Origin of the sequence: Maribacter sp. MMG018 (assembly GCF_018100785.1) — a bacterium.
GTDB lineage: Bacteria > Bacteroidota > Bacteroidia > Flavobacteriales > Flavobacteriaceae > Maribacter.
Map to the genome: position 1 here is coordinate 1,163,509 of NZ_JAGJEC010000001.1, position 19,445 is coordinate 1,182,953.

Annotated in this window: 7 protein-coding genes; all 7 read left to right on the forward strand. The window is 40.2% G+C overall.

Annotation, left to right across the window (positions count from 1 at the left end):
- The first annotated feature begins 107 nt into the window (after nucleotides 1-107).
- The 7 genes from J8L85_RS05055 (at nucleotide 108) to J8L85_RS05085 (ending at nucleotide 19,441) form a co-directional block, all read left to right on the forward strand.
- Entirely contained in the window at nucleotides 108-3,506 is a 3,399-nt protein-coding gene (locus J8L85_RS05055; RefSeq protein WP_211015165.1) for a VCBS repeat-containing protein, read from the forward strand.
- A complete protein-coding gene (locus tag J8L85_RS05060; RefSeq protein WP_211015167.1) occupies nucleotides 3,503-6,793 on the forward strand; it encodes a VCBS repeat-containing protein in 3,291 nt (1,096 codons plus the stop codon). The genes J8L85_RS05055 and J8L85_RS05060 overlap by 4 nt, the downstream gene beginning before the upstream one ends.
- A 100-nt stretch (nucleotides 6,794-6,893) precedes the next feature.
- Entirely contained in the window at nucleotides 6,894-9,668 is a 2,775-nt protein-coding gene (locus J8L85_RS05065) for an SUMF1/EgtB/PvdO family nonheme iron enzyme (RefSeq protein WP_211015169.1), read from the forward strand.
- 2 nt (nucleotides 9,669-9,670) lie between these two features.
- Nucleotides 9,671-11,248: an ADP-ribosylglycohydrolase family protein gene (locus J8L85_RS05070; protein ID WP_211015172.1), complete on the forward strand. Its 1,578-nt coding sequence runs from the start codon at nucleotides 9,671-9,673 to the stop codon at nucleotides 11,246-11,248.
- 20 nt (nucleotides 11,249-11,268) lie between these two features.
- Entirely contained in the window at nucleotides 11,269-14,661 is a 3,393-nt protein-coding gene (locus J8L85_RS05075; protein ID WP_211015174.1) for a GH116 family glycosyl hydrolase, read from the forward strand.
- An 8-nt stretch (nucleotides 14,662-14,669) separates the two neighbouring features.
- Nucleotides 14,670-17,201, forward strand: a complete 2,532-nt coding sequence (locus tag J8L85_RS05080; RefSeq protein ID WP_211015177.1) for a beta-L-arabinofuranosidase domain-containing protein — start codon at nucleotides 14,670-14,672, stop codon at nucleotides 17,199-17,201.
- 44 nt (nucleotides 17,202-17,245) lie between these two features.
- Nucleotides 17,246-19,441 carry a beta-L-arabinofuranosidase domain-containing protein gene (locus J8L85_RS05085; RefSeq protein ID WP_247656558.1) on the forward strand — a complete coding sequence of 732 codons (2,196 nt, stop codon included), beginning with the start codon at nucleotides 17,246-17,248 and terminating at the stop codon, nucleotides 19,439-19,441.
- The last annotated feature ends 4 nt before the right edge of the window (nucleotides 19,442-19,445 follow it).

The window sequence follows — 19,445 nt, forward strand, 5'->3', positions numbered from 1 at the left end:
TAGTGCCGACAGTACCCAGAAAAAACAAGGGCCTTTACTCTTTTGATCATGAAAAAACTTCCGAGAGAAGAAGGTGGGCCTATAGAGTGTTACTATATAAATGAAATATGAAAAATGTAGAAGATCCATATAACCGTATTCTTTTGTTCCCTAATAATAGACGCTTCTATTTATTAAGCACATTATGGGTAACATTATGGGCGCTGTTCTTAGGGTCTTGTGATCAAGCACAAGATCAAAAAAAAGAGCTTGTTCTTTTTACTGCACTTAATGCCGAAGAAACGGGGTTGGATTTTGAGAATACACTTACCTATACAAATGAATTTAATATTTACAAATACCGTAATTACTATAATGGAGGTGGTGTAGGAATAGGAGATGTAAATAATGATGGCCTGCCAGATGTTTACCTTACCGCCAATCTGCTGCCTAATAGGCTTTATCTTAATAAGGGTGGACTTACGTTCGAAGATGTTACCGATGTTTCAGGGGTAGGGGGAACCAGAGAATGGTCAACAGGGGTGTCTATGATAGATGTCAATGCAGATGGATGGTTAGATATTTATGTGTGTAACTCCGGCGATGTAAAAGGGGACAATAAGCAAAACGAGTTCTTTATTAATAATGGTGATGGCACTTTTACCGACAAGGCAATGGAGATGGGCCTGGCCGATGCGGGCTATTCTACGCATGCCGCCTTTTTTGACTATGATAAAGACGGAGATCTTGATGTTTATCTGTTGAACAATTCATATCGTGCCATTGGTAGTTTTAACTTACAGAGAAATGAACGCCTTGTGAAAGACAAGTTGGGTGGTGATAAGTTGCTAAGAAACGATGATGGCAAATTCATCGATGTAAGTGAAGAAGCTGGTATATATGGAAGTGAAATAGGATTTGGTTTGGGGGTTTCGGTATCTGACTTGGATAAAAACGGATGGATGGACCTTTATATTTCCAATGATTTCTTTGAGAGAGACTACATATACATGAACAATGGCGATGGCACTTTTACAGAAAAATTGGTGCAGCAGATGAAATCTATAAGTGGGGCGTCAATGGGTTCGGATACCGGAGATTTGAACGGAGATGGCTACCCGGAAATATTTGTTTCGGAAATGTTGCCCGAAGGCGACGAGAGGTTTAAGACAACAATGACCTTTGAGAATTGGGATAAATATCAGTATAACGTAAAAAACGATTACTACCACCAGTTTACCCGAAATATGTTACATAGAAACAATGGCCCAGGATCTAACGGGGAATTGACTTTTAGCGAAATGGGAAGGTTAAGTGGGGTAGAAGCAACAGATTGGAGCTGGAGTGCATTAATAACAGATTTGGACAATAATGGTGATAAAGACCTATATATTACGAATGGTCTTGCCCAAGATATTCTAAACCAAGATTATTTACAATACATATCAAATGAAGAAATGGCCCGTATGGTCATACAAGAAGATGGGGTAGATTACGAGCAGCTGATAAATATAATTCCGGTAAACCGTATTTCAAACTATGCTTATAGTGGCGACGGAAATTTTAATTTCGAAAATGTAAGTGAAAAATGGGGGCTAAAAGAACCAAGTCATTCTAACGGAGCTGCATACGGAGATTTGGATAATGACGGTGATTTAGATCTAGTAGTCAACAATGTGAATATGCCCCTGTTCGTTTATCGTAACAACTCTGAGAAGACCGGTAACAATTATCTTAAGGTAGAGCTTAAGGGGGCGCATGGTAATAAATCTGCCATAGGGGCAAAGGTTACCTTAAAAGCAGAGGGTAAATTATTCTTTTTAGAACAGAACCCAATCAGGGGATTTCAGTCCACTATTGATGATAGACTTAATTTTGGACTTGGTGCCATTAGTAGGGTAGATACTCTGATCATTGATTGGCCCTATGGTAAACAGACCTTGTTAACTGATGTAGATAGTAATCAAAACTTAACTTTTTTAGAAGACCAATCTGAAAACAGTCAATTGGCTCATAATAAAAAGATCTGGGATCCAACATTTAAAGAAACAACCTTGGCCATTGCCGGCTATCCTCATAAAGAGAACAATTATGTAGATTTTGATAGGGATCGGTTAATATATCACATGAAATCTACAGAGGGCCCCAAGCTTTCGGTTGCCGATGTAAACGGCGATGGGTTAGATGATGTATATATGGGCGGGGCCCAAGGCTACTCTGGTACCTTATTGGTACAAACACCCAATGGTGGTTTTTTAAGAACGAACAAGAAATTACTGGAAAAGGATAAAGATGCTGAAGACATTTCTTCGCTGTTCTTCGATGCCGATGGCGATGGCGATTTGGATCTGTATGTAACCAGTGGGGGCAATGAAACCTCCGTTAATTCATTTACCCTGGTAGATAGGCTTTATCTGAACGATGGGGACGGAAACTATAGTAGGTCAAATCAAATATTGCCAGCGGGAAAGCCCGAAAGTACTTCTGTGATTCAGGCGGCCGATTTTGATAAAGACGGTGATTTAGATCTCTTTGTTGGGGTGCGATTACGTCCTAGGTTATTGGGGGTGGCACAAAATGGTTACCTATTGGTAAACGACGGAAAAGGAAACTTTAAAAATAATACCCAAGAACTGGCTCCCGAAATGTTGGGGGCGGGCATGATCACCGATGCGGTGTGGTCAGATTATGATGGTGATGGTGATGATGATCTTGTTGTGGTAGGTGAATGGATGAAGATCAAACTTTTTAAGAATACCAACGGAAAGTTTGCAGAGGTAGGTGTCGGATCTGGCCTAGACAACACCAGCGGTTGGTGGAATACCATAGAGGCCACAGATTTGGACGGTGATGGGGATATAGATTTTGTGGTGGGCAACCATGGGTTAAATTCCCGTTTCAGCGCAAGTAAAGAGAAACCTATATCGTGCTATATTAACGATTTTGATCAAAATGGTACGGTAGAGCAGATTATCTGTACCTATAATGGTGACACGGCCTACCCTACCGTACTGCGTCATGATCTGGTAATGCAGCTTCCGCATCTCAAAAAGAAGTATTTGAAATACGAATCATATAAAAATCAGACTATTGAAGATCTGTTTTCTCCAGAAATTTTAAAAGCATCCGAAATACATCAAGTGACCATGTTGGAAAGTATCTCATTGATAAACAATGGTGACGGTACTTTTCAAATACAAAAATTACCTCAAGAGGCACAAATAGCACCTTTGTATGCCATCATGGTTCAAGATTTTGATCAAGATGGAAAAAAGGATATGCTTTTGGGAGGAAATTTATATGGGGTAAAACCCGAGGTAGGCAGGTATGATGCCAGTTATGGTGCTTTTCTTAAAGGAATGGGCAACGCAGACTACAAAACGCAACATAGCATAAATACCGGGCTGCTCTTAGATGGACAAATAAGGGATTTTGCCAAGTTAAAGGTACAAGATAAATCAATACTGATTGCCGGTAGAAACAATATGGCTCCGCAACTATTTGAACTGTTGAAAATAGAAAAATGATAAGAATACGACTTAACCACTTTTGGCTTTTTTGTGCTGTAGCCTTTTTACAAGGTGCAATTAGCTCATGCCATCGCGATACCTTGTTCGAAGAGGTATCGGAAAGGGAGAGTGGTATCGATTTTTCCAATGAGATCAATGAAACCAAGTCACTGAGTATTATAGATTACCTGTATATGTATAATGGTGGGGGTGTAGCTGTGGGGGATGTCAATAACGATGGTCTTCCCGACATCTATTTTACATCCAACCAACAATCTAATAAACTATATATAAATAGAGGGGATTTCTCTTTCGAGGATGTGACCGATAGGGCCGGTGTTGCAGGGGCAATAGGTGCATCGGTGTGGACGAACGGAGTAACCATGGTAGATGTTAATGCCGATGGTTGGAAAGATATTTACGTATGTCGTTTGCATGGTTTTATGAACATGGAAGGGGGCAATCAGCTCTTTATAAATAATAGGAACGGCACATTTACCGAGAAAGCGGAGGAATATGGGTTAAATGCCCGATCCTATTCACAACAGGCTTCTTTTTTCGATTATGATCTAGATGGTGATCTTGATATGTTTTTGGTAAATATGTCCATTAAGACTCCTAATACCTATAAATCCAGCAAGTATAGAACACAACGAGATAGTTTAGGAGGAGATAGATTGTATGAGAACCAAGATGGTTTTTATTATGATATTAGCGATAAGGCCGGTATATATGGTGGGGCCATGGGGTATGGACTTTCGGTAAGTATTGGTGATATCAATAACGATAACTATCCTGACATCTACGTTGGCAATGATTTTCATGAGAACGATTACCTATATTTTAACAAGGGAGATGGAACATTTGTAGAAAGAATAAACGAATCTATAGGCCATAGTTCTACTTTTTCAATGGGTAATGATCTTGCCGATATTAATAATGATGGTTGGTTAGACATTTTCACCCTCGACATGAAGCCTTATGATGAAGAGATACTTAAAAAATCCATTTCGCCCGATTCGTATAGCATTTATAAGTTTAAACGTGATTATGGTTATCATGATCAATTTGCCAGAAATATGCTACAGGTCAATCGGGGCAATCTTTTTGGGCCATATTCTAATTTTAGCGAGGTAGGAGAGCTTTATGGTGTTGATGCCACCGATTGGAGTTGGGGAACACTCTTGGCCGACTTTGATTTAGATGGTAAGAAAGACATTTTTATTACCAATGGTATTCCCCATAGGCCCAACGATTTGGATTATATCAATTATACCTCCAGCGCATCCTTTAACTCCGATAGTTTAGACTTTAAGGAAGTAATGTCTAAAATGCCCGATGGAAAAGTACCCAATATGGCCTTTAAGAACGGCGACCATGGTTTTGAGGATGTTTCCGAAAAATGGGGCCTTGATCTAGAAGGGTACTCTAACGGTACGGTCTATGCTGATTTCGATAATGATGGCGACCTAGATCTTGTTGTTAACAACCTTGGTTCAAAGGCTAGTTTATATAGGAACACGGCAACGGATAGGGCGGATATACATTTTTTGAAAATTAAACTACAGGGTCGTGATAGCAATAAAGATGGTATTGGAACCCGGGTCTCTGTATGGGTAGGAGATACTGTTCAAATACAAGAGTTGTCACCGGTTAGAGGATGGCTCTCCTCGGTAGAACCATCATTGACCTTTGGATTAGGCGCAAATAAAAAAATAGATAGTATAGAGGTTGATTGGAAGAATGGTAAAAAACAATTGTTTCGAAACCTTGATGTGGATACAGAGATGATGTTCGATTATTCACAAGCGAAAAAAGTAGGTGTAGTAGCCAATGTGGAGCCTCCTGTTTTTAGTACGTACAAAACTACGACGGGGATAGATTTTACGCATAGGGAGAACGAATATATAGATTTCGATTACGAGGCTTTGTTACCCAAAATGATTTCTACAGAAGGTCCTAGGATAACCATGGGGGATATTAATAATGATGGCTTGGAGGACCTTTATATCGGTGGAGCAAAAAACCAAGAAGGTTCTTTGTTTATCCAACAGAACAATACTGAGTTTCCTTTTGTGAAAGTAGAGAGCGAGGTCTTTTATAAAGATCGTGCAGAAGAGGATGTCGAGGCTGTTTTTATCGATGTTAACAGTGATGGGTTTTTAGATCTATATGTTGTTAGCGGTAGTGGAGAGGTACTGAAGGATATTACTGGTAGGGACAGGCTTTATATTAACAAGGGTGATAATAGTTTTCAAAAATCACAAAACCATCCCCAACTGGGTTTTAATGGTTCATGTGTAGTAAAGGCAGATTTTAATGGAGATGGTGTAAGCGATCTGTTCGTGGGCGGGCGTTCGGTACCGGGAGCCTATGGTAAATACCCTGCAAGTAGAGTGCTATTGGGAGATGGGGTAGGTAGACTATATGATTTTACCCAAAAGATCTTTAGTAGTGATTTTAAACTAGGTATGGTTACTGATGCCGTTTGGTTAGAGAAAGAAAAAGAATTGGCGGTAGTAGGGGATTGGATGCCGATTACCTTTATTAAATTGAATAGGGGTACGGTCGGTATTCGAGAAATTGAAAATACTTCAGGTTGGTGGAATACTATAGAATTGGCCGATTTGGACAATGATGGGGATAAAGATCTTTTGGCAGGCAATAGAGGTTTAAATTCTTACCTAAAGGCGACTGCAGAATTGCCCGCCAACCTATATGTAAAAGACTTTGACCTAAACTCAAGTATAGATCCCATATTAACGCATTATAAAAATGGGATAGAAGTACCTTTCTACGGCATGGATGAACTGTCTAGACAACTGGTGGCCATAAAAAAAGTATATCGTACCTATGAAAGTTACGCCCAGGATTCTTTTAAGGAAGTTTTTGAAAATGAAGACCTGTATGGGGCCGGACGATGGCAGGTACAGACGTTTGAGTCGGTGATGTTAGAAAACCAAGGAAAAGGTTCCTTTCTTGTTAAGCCTTTGCCCATAGAAGTGCAACAATCATCTGTTCATGGTTTTATAGTAGATGATTTTGATAATGATGGTTATAAAGACATTTTAACTGTAGGGAATTTTTATGGAAATCAAGTGGGGCTAGGAAAACAAGATGCCTCGTACGGGCAATTTATAAAGGGAGAAGATCATGGTAATTGGAAAGTAGTCGATAATCGGAAATCAGGTTTTTCAATATCGGGAGAAGCCCGCGATATTGCACAGATATCAACGGCTTTTAATGAAAGGCTGATTCTTATCAGCAGAAACAATGACAAACTCAAAGTCTTTAAGGTAGATTAATTGCATGCCACACCCATGAACATCAAAGATCAAAAACCGTAACTGCGGATAGTAGAAAAATCAAATAACCAACTAATACTTCATAAACATGAACAATTCTATGCGTTTATTAATATCTATTTTAGGGCTGCTATTGGCCTCTCAAATGAATGCGCAAAATCTAAAGGACATAGTAGTAAGTGAGAGCGGAAAAGAGGTCGATGGATTGATAGGGTCATTGAATCAGAAATTGGATTTAGCCAGTCCCGTACCTGTTGTTTCCTACGAAGTGGATGGTAAAAAAGGGGATCCCCATAAGGCAATTACATTTAATGTAGTACCCGATAAAGATTTTACAAAAGGATATAAGGCTGTTGTTACGTTTACAAATAGATCTGCCGATACCGTTGCACTTTCCAATGTTGTTCCCTTGGGTATAGAGAATAAAACGGTTTATATAACCGGAAAAGGAGATAATCATTTGTCTAGGACCCATTTGTTTAGGCCCGATCGTATTCCTGTAAATGTTATCGTACCCGACAATGCATGGGAATTGGGGTATTCGGGAACAAATATCGATGGGGACCTATCAATTTGCGCACTTACCAGAAGAGACCCTGAGAGTTTAAAAAATGCTCAAGCAAAAAGATTCGAGACACTTGTTGGACCAGGTGGGTCCGTAAGTTATGTCCTATATGCCGAGCTATATAAAGGGGGGTGGCAAAATGGCCTTAGAAGAATATTTCAAGAGAGGCACTTGTACGACGTAGAGGAATTTGATAATTCGCTCTATGAAAGAGAAGACCTAAAATGGATACGGAACGCGTATGTTATTCATCTCATAATGTCTTGGGACAAAAATTTTTACGATTCTCAAAAAGGAGGCTATACGGTTAATGAATTCTTGGCAAGGGGAAGAAGATTGTATGGTGGTGATGACGCATTGGGCCTATGGCCGACATGGCCTACTTTGGGCACTGATCAAAGAAATCAGTTTGATCTATTTAGGGAACTCCCCGGCGGATTACCAAAAATAAAGCAATTGGCCAACGAATTTAGAAAAGATGGTACAGTGTTTTTTCTCTGCTATAACCCTTGGGATGAAAGCTCTAGGGAAGAAGGTCATATGTCGGGTATAGCCGACCTGATCAAAGAAACCGATGCCGATGGCGTAGTGTTGGATACCAAAGGGTCATCGAGCAAAGAATATCAAGATGCGGCAGATAGCATTAAAGAAGGAGTTATTATGTATAGTGAAGGTATGGCGGTACCTAAGGACATGCAGGGTATTGTTTCGGGCCGTGTGCATAATGCACTGTACTATCCCCCGTTTTTAAACCTTAATAAATTTATTAAGCCAGAGTTTGCTCTATTTAGGGTTGGTGAGCTTTTTAAAGAACCCATAAAAAGAGAATTCGCTTTGGCCTTTTTCAATGGGCATGGTACAGAACTGAATATTTTTGCTCCAGGTCAGCCTTCATGGGTAAACGAACAATATAAGTATCTGGGAAGAACCAGTAGAATTCTCAGGGAAAACTCTCCGAATTTTAGCTCTAGCGCATATACACCGTTGATTACGACGCTTCACGATGGTATATATGTTAACGAGTGGCCTTTGGACGAAAAGACCATATATACTGTTTTTAGTTTAATTCCAGAGGGATTCAAAGAAGTGTTGTTCGAAGTAGATGTAGAAGAAGATTTTCATTTTGTCGATTTGTGGCATCATAAAGAAGTAGATCCGGTTTTAAAGGATGACAGGTATTATATTGAAGTAGAAACCGATGCTTTTAATAAATCTTATTTAGGAAGTAATAATGAGAGCGAAGTGGATTGTATTGCCAAGCTTCCCAAACTCCTCGATACAGATTTAGAGAACGATGTGTTGCGGGTATCCGCTTCCACTGGTTCCGTCATAAAAATATGGGCAGGAGAACCATCGTACGATAAGAAGGCAGTAGAACTGGAAGTGGGCCAACACACCATAAGGTTATTGGACTACTTGGGTAGGTATGAGGGCAAAGTGGTCATACAGCTTTTTGAAAACGACATTTTACAAGATGAGAATGTCGTAAATATAAAACCAGGTACGCCCAGGCTGGCCAGCGTGGTAGAAAAAACAGAGATAAAGAAGAAGGTAAAGGGAATGGTAAGAATACCAGAGGGCCAATTTACTTTTAAAGGTACCCATGGTGATGGTTTTATACCTTATCCAATGTACAGAGAGGGGCAAGTTTTTGAAATGGACAGCTACCTAATGGACAAACACCCAGTTACCAATGCTGAATTTAAAAAATTTATCGATGCTACCGACTATCGCCCTGCCGATGAAGATAATTTTCTAAGGCATTGGACAGGTGGTAACATCCCCGAAGGGCAAAAAGATTTTCCCGTGGTCTATGTTAGTTATGAAGATGCCAAGGCCTTTGCCAAATGGGCCAAAAAAAGACTGCCTACGGAACTGGAGTGGCAATATGCAGCACAAGCGGGAGACGGCAGGGAATGGCCGTGGTCGAATAAAACAGATGATATTTATAGAGAACAGGAGTCCATTACCGCAACCTTGACCGTGTTTAAGATCAAAGGCATTGATGAAAAGTATTGCAATTTGGGAAATGGAGAGATGGATCCCATAGGTAAATATCCAAAAGGGGCCAACCCATACGGACTGGAAGATTTGGTGGGGTCCGTTTGGCAAATGACCAATGATCTGTACAAGAGTGGTTCTTATGACTACATTTTAATGAAAGGCGGCTCGTACTACAACCCGGCCTCTAGCTGGTGGTACGTGCAAGGCGGACCTAGAGAATTGCATTATAGAGAACATCTTTTAAGGGTTTCTCAAAGTTTTGAAAGAAATGCGACTGTCGGTTTTAGATGTGTAAAAGATTTGTAAAAATGAAAAGACCACTAATTATATTGTGCATTCTGTCGTTACTGGTAATTGCTTGTAACCCAAAAAATGAAAACCCTTCAAAAGAGCATGTGATTACCATTTCAAAGGCCATTCTCAAAGATAAGATTAAGGGAGCATGGGCGGCCCAGACCATCGGAGTTACCTATGGCGGGCCTACAGAGTTCGTTTATCAGAAAAGAATGATAGATGATAGTATACCCATTATCTGGACAGACACCACCTTGTATCATATGATGACCCAAAGGCCTGGGCTTTACGATGATATTTATATGGACCTGGCATTTGTTGAAGTGTTGGACAAGAAAGGATTGAACGCCTCGGCAGAGGCACATGCAGACGCGTATGCGAAATCCCGTTTTTGGTTATGGCATGCCAATCAACAAGGGCGATACAATTATTTGCAAGGATTAAAGCCGCCCCAAACTGGCCATTGGACGAATAATCCACACGCAGATGATATCGATTTTCAGATAGAGTCGGATTTTATTGGTATCATGAATCCGGGGATGCCCAATAGCGCATTGGAGTTATGTGATAAAGTAGGTCATATAATGAATTATGGAGACGGGTATTATGGAGGGGTTTTCGTAGCAGGGCTATATGCAAATGCCTTTGTATATGATAGTATTCCGTTGATTATAGATAATGCCTTAAAATTGATTCCGGCAGAGAGTTCTTTTCATCAATGTATTTCAGATGTAGTGGAATGGCATCGAAAGTTTCCCAACTATTGGAAGAAAAATTGGCAAATGACAGAGATTAAGTGGGGAGACGATGTTGGGTGTCCTTCCGGAGTATTCCATGATTATAATATTGATGCGAAAATTAATGCGGCCTACGTAGTAATAGGCTTGTTATATGGTAATGGCGATTTGTCCAAGACCATGGAGATAGCAACTAGGTGCGGACAAGATTCTGACTGTAACCCTGCTACTGCAGGTGCCATTATCGGCACTATTATCGGCTATGATAATATTCCGGAGTATTGGTCCAAAGGGTTGGCGTCTATTGAAGATATGAACTTTATGCATACCCAAATTTCATTGAACAAAGTATACGACCTAAGCTATGATCATGCTGTAGAAACCATTTTAAAAAATGGGGGCGAGGAATCGGCATCCGATCTTAAAATAATATTGCAAGAACCTAAGCCCGCTGCTCTAGAGGAGAATTTTAAGGGGCATGCCTTGGGTTCAAGGTCTAAAGTGAACAAAACAATACAATTTGCGGATGAACAAGAATATGAAATTGATTTTCAAGGTATTGGTGTAGTGTTAAAGGGTAGGGCGTGGAATACCGATTTTAAAGATAAATATGCGCTTGAAACAACTGAGGAAACATTGAATGGATATCATTTAAACGTCGATTTTTTTATCGATGGGGAATTTATAAAAACAATGGATCTTCCTCTAGATTTTGCAGAACGTTCCTATGAGTTGTTTTTTAAATATCAATTGCCGCCAGGCAGACATACCCTAAAATTAAGAGTGAAGAACCCTCACAAGAAAGTTTACCTAGACATAGGGGATATCATAACCTATCAAGAAAATAACATCTAAAAAAACAGAAAACGACCAAAATGAAATTAAATCAATACCTCTTTTTATTGCTATTTGTTTGTATGTCCAATGGCATAGCCCAAACCAAAGATAATGATCCTATCCATGTAGGTTTTTTGGGAGCAGGACTCGAGAAGGAAGAAGCAATGGCCGTTCGTAGGTTTTTGTCGGAACGAGAACAGTTTAGAACTACCTATATCAAAGACGATATAATTAGGGAAAAAGAAATTAAAAACGAAGATTATACCCATTTATGGATTCATCAAATGGAGAAAAACCATGGTGTATATAATGATAAGGCCACAGGAGATAAAATAAAAACATTCGTAAAAAACGGAGGCCACCTTATTCTTTCAATGGAGGCGGTGCGATTATTAAATGAGTGGGGTATAGAGAAAAACGCGTACCAAATAGAGAACGATACCGTTACGGACGATGGCTTTGGCAGGCCATTGGGTTTTCATGGATTTAAATCCCATCCAATTTTTGATGGAATGCACGGAGGGTCCTATCCATGGAAAAGTAAGGAAGACCATATTGTACGCAAAGTAGGGTTCTTTGGTAATCAATTGCCAGATACGACAATTGCGAAAGTACTGGGTGTGGAGTGGACCTATATTACATTTCATGAAGACAATAAACTGGTTATGGAATACCGGTTGGGAAAAGGGAGTATAATAGCAGTTGGGGCCTTTACCTATTTTGCCAAAGAGAATTATAACCGTGCACAGCTAAACAAGTTTTATGAGAATATATTGGAGTATACCGCGGGTAATATTAAAGAGGTAAAAGCCAATAATTGGGATTATTCCCCGCAAAAAGTTGTTGGGTTCACTAAAGGGCTACCAACTATTGATGCACCGGTCGCTACCGAATGGAGTTTGCCCCAAGCATCAATAGCGCTTAAAAAAGAAAAAGCCTCGGATGATGTGGTTATTCTTACCGGGCGTAGAATGATGGCCGTAGGAAAACAAAAAGGAGGGCTAGACGAAATATGGACCAATCCCTTTATGTCTTTCAGGGATGTAATTACAGGTGTTAAGTTAAAAGGGCAAAAATCGATTGTTTGGTTGAACGATCTAACACCCTCAATAACGTCTTCACCAGAGTTGTTGGTCAGGGAATATGAATTGGGGCCGGGTTCTTTAAAAGAAATAGTAACTGTTTCGCCTGATAACCCTGTAGCTGTTATTCATTATGAATGGGAGAGTAGCGAAATAGAAAAGATAGTATTGACCTATACTTCCAATTTTAGATATATGTGGCCCTATTCGGAAAGAGTCGCTTCTACGATCCGTTATACATGGTCTCCTGAAATGAATGCCGCGGTAGCTACGGCCCAATCAAATACCTTGGTCAGTATTATGGGGTTCAGTAATAGCCCTGAAAATTCTGTAATGGGGCAGTATGACGGGTTCGTGTTCAAAGATAATGGAGCGTCGGGTATAAAAACCGAGAACAAACAGGTGAGTGGTTTTTTTAGCTTCGATGCACAAAAGATGAACGGCAAGTTGAGCGCATATTTAACAGCAGATGAGCAGGGACTCGATAAAGCAGGTGATATGTATGCCGAAAGTATAAAGGACTTCGAGTTTTTGTACAAAAAGGCATCTCAATATTATAACAATTTGCTCAAGTCCAGTTTAATGTTGACCACTCCCGACAAAAAATTCAATGAAGGATATCGTTGGGCCTTACTTCACTCCGATCAGTTTTTTCAAGAAACTCCTAGTATTGGTACAACCATGGTGGCCGGACTCGGAACAACCGAGCGTGGTTGGGATGGAGGGCAAAAAATTAGTGGTAGACCCGGATATTCGTGGTATTTTGGAAGGGATGGGCAATGGTGTGCTTTTGCCGTGAATGCCTATGGAGGCCATGAACAGGTTAAAAAAATGCTCAAGGTATTTGCCAAATATCAAAGTCTGAACGGTAAAATATACCATGAACTTACCACAAGTGGCGCGGTACATTATGACGCCTCAGACGCAACACCGTTGTACGTAGTTCTTGCGGCACATTACCTTAAATATTCTGGAGATGTAGCGTTCATTAAAGAAATATGGCCTTCTATAAAAAGAGCCATGGATTTTTGTTATAGTACGGATACTGATGGTGATGGGCTTATCGAAATTACAGATGTAGGCCATGGTTGGATAGAAGGAGGGGCCTTGTTCGGCACCCATACAGAAGTGTATTTGGCAGGTTGCTGGGCGGCGGCACTGGATGCGGCATCCTATATGGCATCTACCGTAGAGGAGCCTGGGTTGGCAAGTTCATATGCCAGTGATGCAAAAGAGGTTAAAAGAAGTATAGATGATGATTTTTGGGATAGTGAAAAGGAGTATTTCTATGTTGGTAAGATGAAGGATGGGTCTTTTATGGAAGAAGAGTCTGTATTGAGTGGAGTGCCTATTTATCTAGATGCCGTTACCGATTCTGATAAGGCTATGAAAACGGCAAAGTCGTTCGCATCCAATTTTTATTCGACAGATTGGGGAGTAAGGATACTGCCCGAGAATAGTAAAAAATTTCACCCAGGTTCATATCATAGCGGAATGGTTTGGCCACTTTTTGGAGGATGGGCATCTTTGGCGGAGTATAAGACAGGAAATTATGCTAGTGCCTATAATCATATAATGAGCAATCTTTTGATCTATGAAGATTGGAACTTAGGAGGTGTAGAGGAAACTTTGAACGGTAGTGAATATAAACCGGCAGGGGTGTGTAGCCAACAAGGGTGGTCGGAAACTATGGTGTTACAACCTATTTATGAGGGAATGTTGGGGCTCTCTCCCGATGCCTTGAACCATAGTGTGTCGTTGGAACCAAATTTTCCTTGGAACTGGAACAAGGTAAAAGTAGAGAATATCAAATTCGGTGACCATAATATCAATTTTAGGCTAGATAAGACCGACAAGTCTACAACATATCATTTTTGGTCTACAGGGGGCAGTCGGGCAACATTGAATTTTTCTACAAGCTTACCTCTTGGGACCATTATAGAAAAAGTAACGATAGACGGAAAACAAACAGAGTATACAACAGAAAAAGGTGCAGAAAGTATTAAGGTGAAGTTTAGTCCTATAGCAATTGCAGACGCTGTTGAGGTCAACATTGTTCATAAAAAGGGTATCGGGGCGCTTCCAATAATAAATGACCCAAAACCGGGAGACAAGAATGTCGGAGCAAAACTTATAGGTCAAAATCTTTCGGATAAAACGTTTGTCGTGGAGGTGGAAGGTATACCTGGACATACCTATCAATTTAAGGTAATGTCGAACATGAAAATCAAAAAGATAACCAATGCAGTAGTGTTAAGTAAGGAACGAAACGAGTATATGTTAGAGTTTTCTATACCCGATTCTTCTAAAAAATATGAACGCCAACAAATTTTATTCAATTTAAAATAATGTGAAGAATGAGAAAAGCTACGATAATTTTATCCCTGTTTTTGGTATTGGCGGCAGTGCTGTGGGGGTGTAATTCGCGAACAAATACGACGCTCGATCCTAATACGGGGGATACAGGTCAAATGATTACACCTGTTCCCTTTAACCAAGTAAAATTGGAAGATAATTTTTGGCTTCCTAGGCTAAATACACAAAAAAAGACATTGGTGCCTTTTGCGTTGGATAAAACGAGGCCGGCAGTCGAAAATCTTAGCAAGGCGGCCCAATTTTTGGCCGGTGATTCTACAGATCTTCCCTTTCCGCACCGGTATATTTCCTCTGACCTTTATAAAGTGATGGAAGGTGCGGCTTTGATCCTTAGAGAAAATCCGGATCCAAAGCTTGAAAAGCGGATGGATAGTATTATAGATATTATTGCCAAGGCGCAAAAAGAAGATGGGTATTTATATGTGGCCCATATTACAGGGGTTTCAAAAGATGCTAGTCATTGGGGAGGCGCAGGTATGGGAGACAAACCGTACTCATGGGTGCTACACAGTCATGAGCTTTATAATATGGGGCATATGTACGAGGCTGCCATTGCATATTACCAATCTACGGGAAAGGTTAAATGGTTAAAAGTAGTGGAAAAAAATGCCCGACATATCAATAAGGTGTTTTTTGAAGGTGACCCTAATTATAATAATGGGGAGCCGATACTTCAAGCTCCCGGTCATGAGGAACTAGAATTGGCATTAGTAAAATTGTACAGGGTTACAGGAGAAAAACTGTACTTGGATATGTCTAAAAAGTTCTTGGATATCAGAGGCAAGACCTATAAGCCCGAAGGTAATGGAGTAATGGACCCTACCTACTCACAACAGCATAAACCGGTTGCCGAACAAGACAAGGCAGTTGGCCATGCCGTGAGAGCGGCCTATTTGTATTCGGCAATGGCAGATGTTGCCTCGTTGACGAATACCAACGAATATAACAATGCCTTGAATAATATTTGGCATGATATTACCGATACCAAAATGCATATTACAGGTGGTTTAGGAGCTATTCATGGTATAGAAGGCTTTGGGCCCGCATATGTACTGCCCAACAAAGAGGCTTATAATGAAACATGTGCCGCTGTGGGCAATGTTTTTTTTAACTATAGAATGTTCTTGCTGACCAAGGAAGCGCGGTTCATGGATGTTGCCGAAATCGCTCTTTTTAATAACTCATTGGCCGGTGTAAACATAGAGGGTAATAAGTTCTTTTATGTAAACCCGTTGGAAGCTGATGGAGAAACCCCTTTTAATCATGGGAAAGCAGGGCGCTCACCTTGGTTCGGAACAGCTTGTTGCCCATCTAATATTGCAAGGTTGATACCTCAGGTTTCAGGAATGATGTATTCTTATAACGATAATGAAATCTATACTACATTTTATGCAAGCAGCTCTTCAATAATACCACTTAAAGAAGGTGCTGTGGCTATTCAACAAAAATCAGGCTATCCTTATGACGAGAAAATAGAATTACTCTTAACGCCAAAAAAAGCTCAAAGATTTGTTCTTAAACTCAGAATACCCACCTGGACAGGAGACCAATTTGTACCGGGCAAGCTCTATAGTTATGTAAACGACAATAAAAAAGATTGGCAATTAAAGGTCAATGGAGAAGCTGTTTCCGTTGCTTTTGAAAAAGGATTCGCCATTATAGATAGGTCGTGGGAACCTGGAGATAAGGTAGAGTTGACATTACCTATGCCGGTTAGGTTTAATACGGCAATAGAAATGGTCGAGGCCGACAAAGGGCGTGTGGCGGTGACAAAAGGGCCTTTGGTATATTGTGCGGAAGGGGTCGATAACGAACAGCCTGTACAACACTTTTTAATAGATGATCTTGGACAGAACAAGGTAATAGATCAAAGAATATCTGACGGAATTTTAAAGAATGTAACAAGCGTTTCCCTTAACGGAAAAATTAGGGATGCCAAGGGTACAAGAGAAAAACAAATTAAGATGATACCCTATTATGCATGGAATAATCGAGGAGATTCATCAATGAGGGTGTGGTTTCCTACCCGGACAGAAATGGTGCAGTATAAAGATGGACAAACTCTTAAAGGAGGTAAGTACAAAAGTGTCAGGGCTTTTTCAATAGCTCAAAAAGGAAGTTTAGAAGCCATATCGGATGGTCTTAGGCCCATGTCTTCAAATGATAAAAGTATTCCTTCTTGGATCAGTGACAGTAATTCGAACGAACAATGGGTAGAAATAGATTTAGATCCATCGAAGCAGATCAGAAGTATAAATGTTTACTGGTTCGATAATGGCGATACCGTAAAAATACCTTCTCAATGGTCGTTGGAATATTTGGTGAATGATAAATGGAAAGAATTTGATCTATATGTGACGGACTCCTATTCTTTAAAAAAGGACGAATACAATGTGGTGCATCCGGCCGAGGTACTAAAATGTAATTCAATTCGAATCAATATGAAGTTAAGGGACAAAGCGGCATCAGGAATTCTGGACGTGGATGTGCAGTACGAGAATATTGGCAGTTAGTATTAAAACATAAAATAATAATAGAATCTAAAATATCGGGGAACATGAAAGAAATAAAGAAAATATATTACCCTATAATCAGCTTCGTACTTTTATTGGTCATAGGCTGTGGTGGAGAAAAAACAGGGAATGATAATTTTATGGAGGTAGAAGTGGTCAAAACACCGAGTTCGGCCAGTACCAATTTACATTATATAGGAAATAGGGCTCCTTTAAAACCAAGTGTACTAATTAAACTACCAGTAGGTAAAATTAAACCGGACGGATGGTTGTTAGAGTTTATGGAGCGTCAAAGATCTGGCTTAACGGGAAATCTGGGTAACATAAGTGCATGGCTTCAAAAAGAAAACAATGCCTGGTTAAGTGAAGACGGACAAGGAGAATGGGGCTGGGAAGAAGTTCCGTATTGGTTAAAGGGATATGCCAATATCGGTTATATCCTGGAAGATGAAGAAATGATTAAAGAATCCAAAATTTGGATTGAGGGTGCATTGAACAGTCAACAGGAAAATGGCTTTTTTGGACCTTCATTGGCATGGGAAAGCTATATGTCCGAAGAAAGTAGAACGGAAGAGAGAATGGCTGAAAAACTGAAAAAAAGAGACTATTGGGCAAATATGATCATGCTATATTGCTTGCAATCCTATTATGAGTATTCTGGTGATGAAAGGGTAATAACGCTAATGATAAATTACTTTAAGTTTCAACTTAGTGTTCCAGACGAAGACTTTTTATCTGAAAGCCAGTATTGGCAACGGGTAAGGGGAGGCGATAACCTACATAGTGTCTTATGGTTGTATAACCGTACCGGCGAACCTTGGTTATTGGACCTTGCGAAAAAGGTGCATAGAAATACGGCACCCTGGAACAAACGGGGGCATGCTCTTGAAGATATAGGAAACCCGAAAGAAATAAGGCCTGGGATGGAATGGCCAGCTTGGTACGGAGATTTAATAGATTGGCACAATGTGAATGTTGCCCAAGGTTTTAGGGAACCGGCCCAATACTATCTTGTAAGTGGGGATGAAAATGACCTAAAAGCGACCTATGACAATTTTAATATTGTTAGAAAGTATTTTGGACAAGTTCCGGGAGGAATGTTCGGGTCAGACGAAAACAGTAGACCTGGATATGATGATCCTAGACAAGGGGTAGAAACTTGTGGTATGGTAGAACAAATGAACTCCGATGAACATTTGTTAAGAATTACAGGGGATGTTTTTTGGGCAGATCATGTGGAAGATGTCGCTTTTAATACCTACCCCGCAGCTGTAGCACCAGATTTTAGAAGTCTGCGATATATAACCAGTCCCAATATGGTAATCAATGATAGTAAAAATCATAGTCCCGGTATTGATAACCCCGGACCTTATTTGATGATGAACCCTTTTAGCTCTAGATGTTGTCAACATAACCATGCCCAAGGATGGCCCTATTTTAGTGAAAATCTATGGATGGCGACTCCCGATAATGGGTTGGCAGCGGTCATATATGCCTCTAATACGGTAAATGCCTTGGTAGGCGATGGCTCTGAGGTCGTAATAAAAAGCACAGGAAACTATCCGTTCGATGATACGTTGAATTTTGATGTAAATATGGATGGAGAGGCCCGGTTCCCTTTGTATTTTAGAATTCCCGGTTGGGCCAAAGAAGCGACCGTTGCCTTAAACGAAGATGAGTTAAAAATCAAACCTGTAGCGGGTCAATATTTAAAGATCGATCGTGTGTGGAAAAATGGGGACAAGGTGACATTGGTATTGCCCAAAGAAATAGAGGTGAAAACATGGGAAGAGAATCATAATAGTGTAAGCGTAAATTACGGACCCTTGACCTTTTCTCTTAAAATAGGGGAGCAATATATAGAAAAGGGAACCGAAGAAAACGTGCAACACGATTCTAAATGGCAAAAAGGAGTTAACGTAAAAGATTGGCCATCCTATGAAATACACCCAACGACCGATTGGAATTATGGCTTGGTCTTAAATGATGATCTACCCTCTTCTTTTGAGATAGAAAAAAGGTCATGGCCTAAAAATAATTTCCCTTTTACCTCAGATACGAGTCCTATTGTCTTAAAGGTTAAAGCGAAAAAAATCAAGGATTGGAAAATCGGTCCATATGGTTTGGTCGGTGAGTTGATGGATAGTCCTGTCAGTTCAGAAGAGGGAGAAGAAACTGTAGAATTGATTCCAATGGGGGCTGCGCGTTTAAGAATTAGTGCTTTTCCTACGGTTCAATAAAATT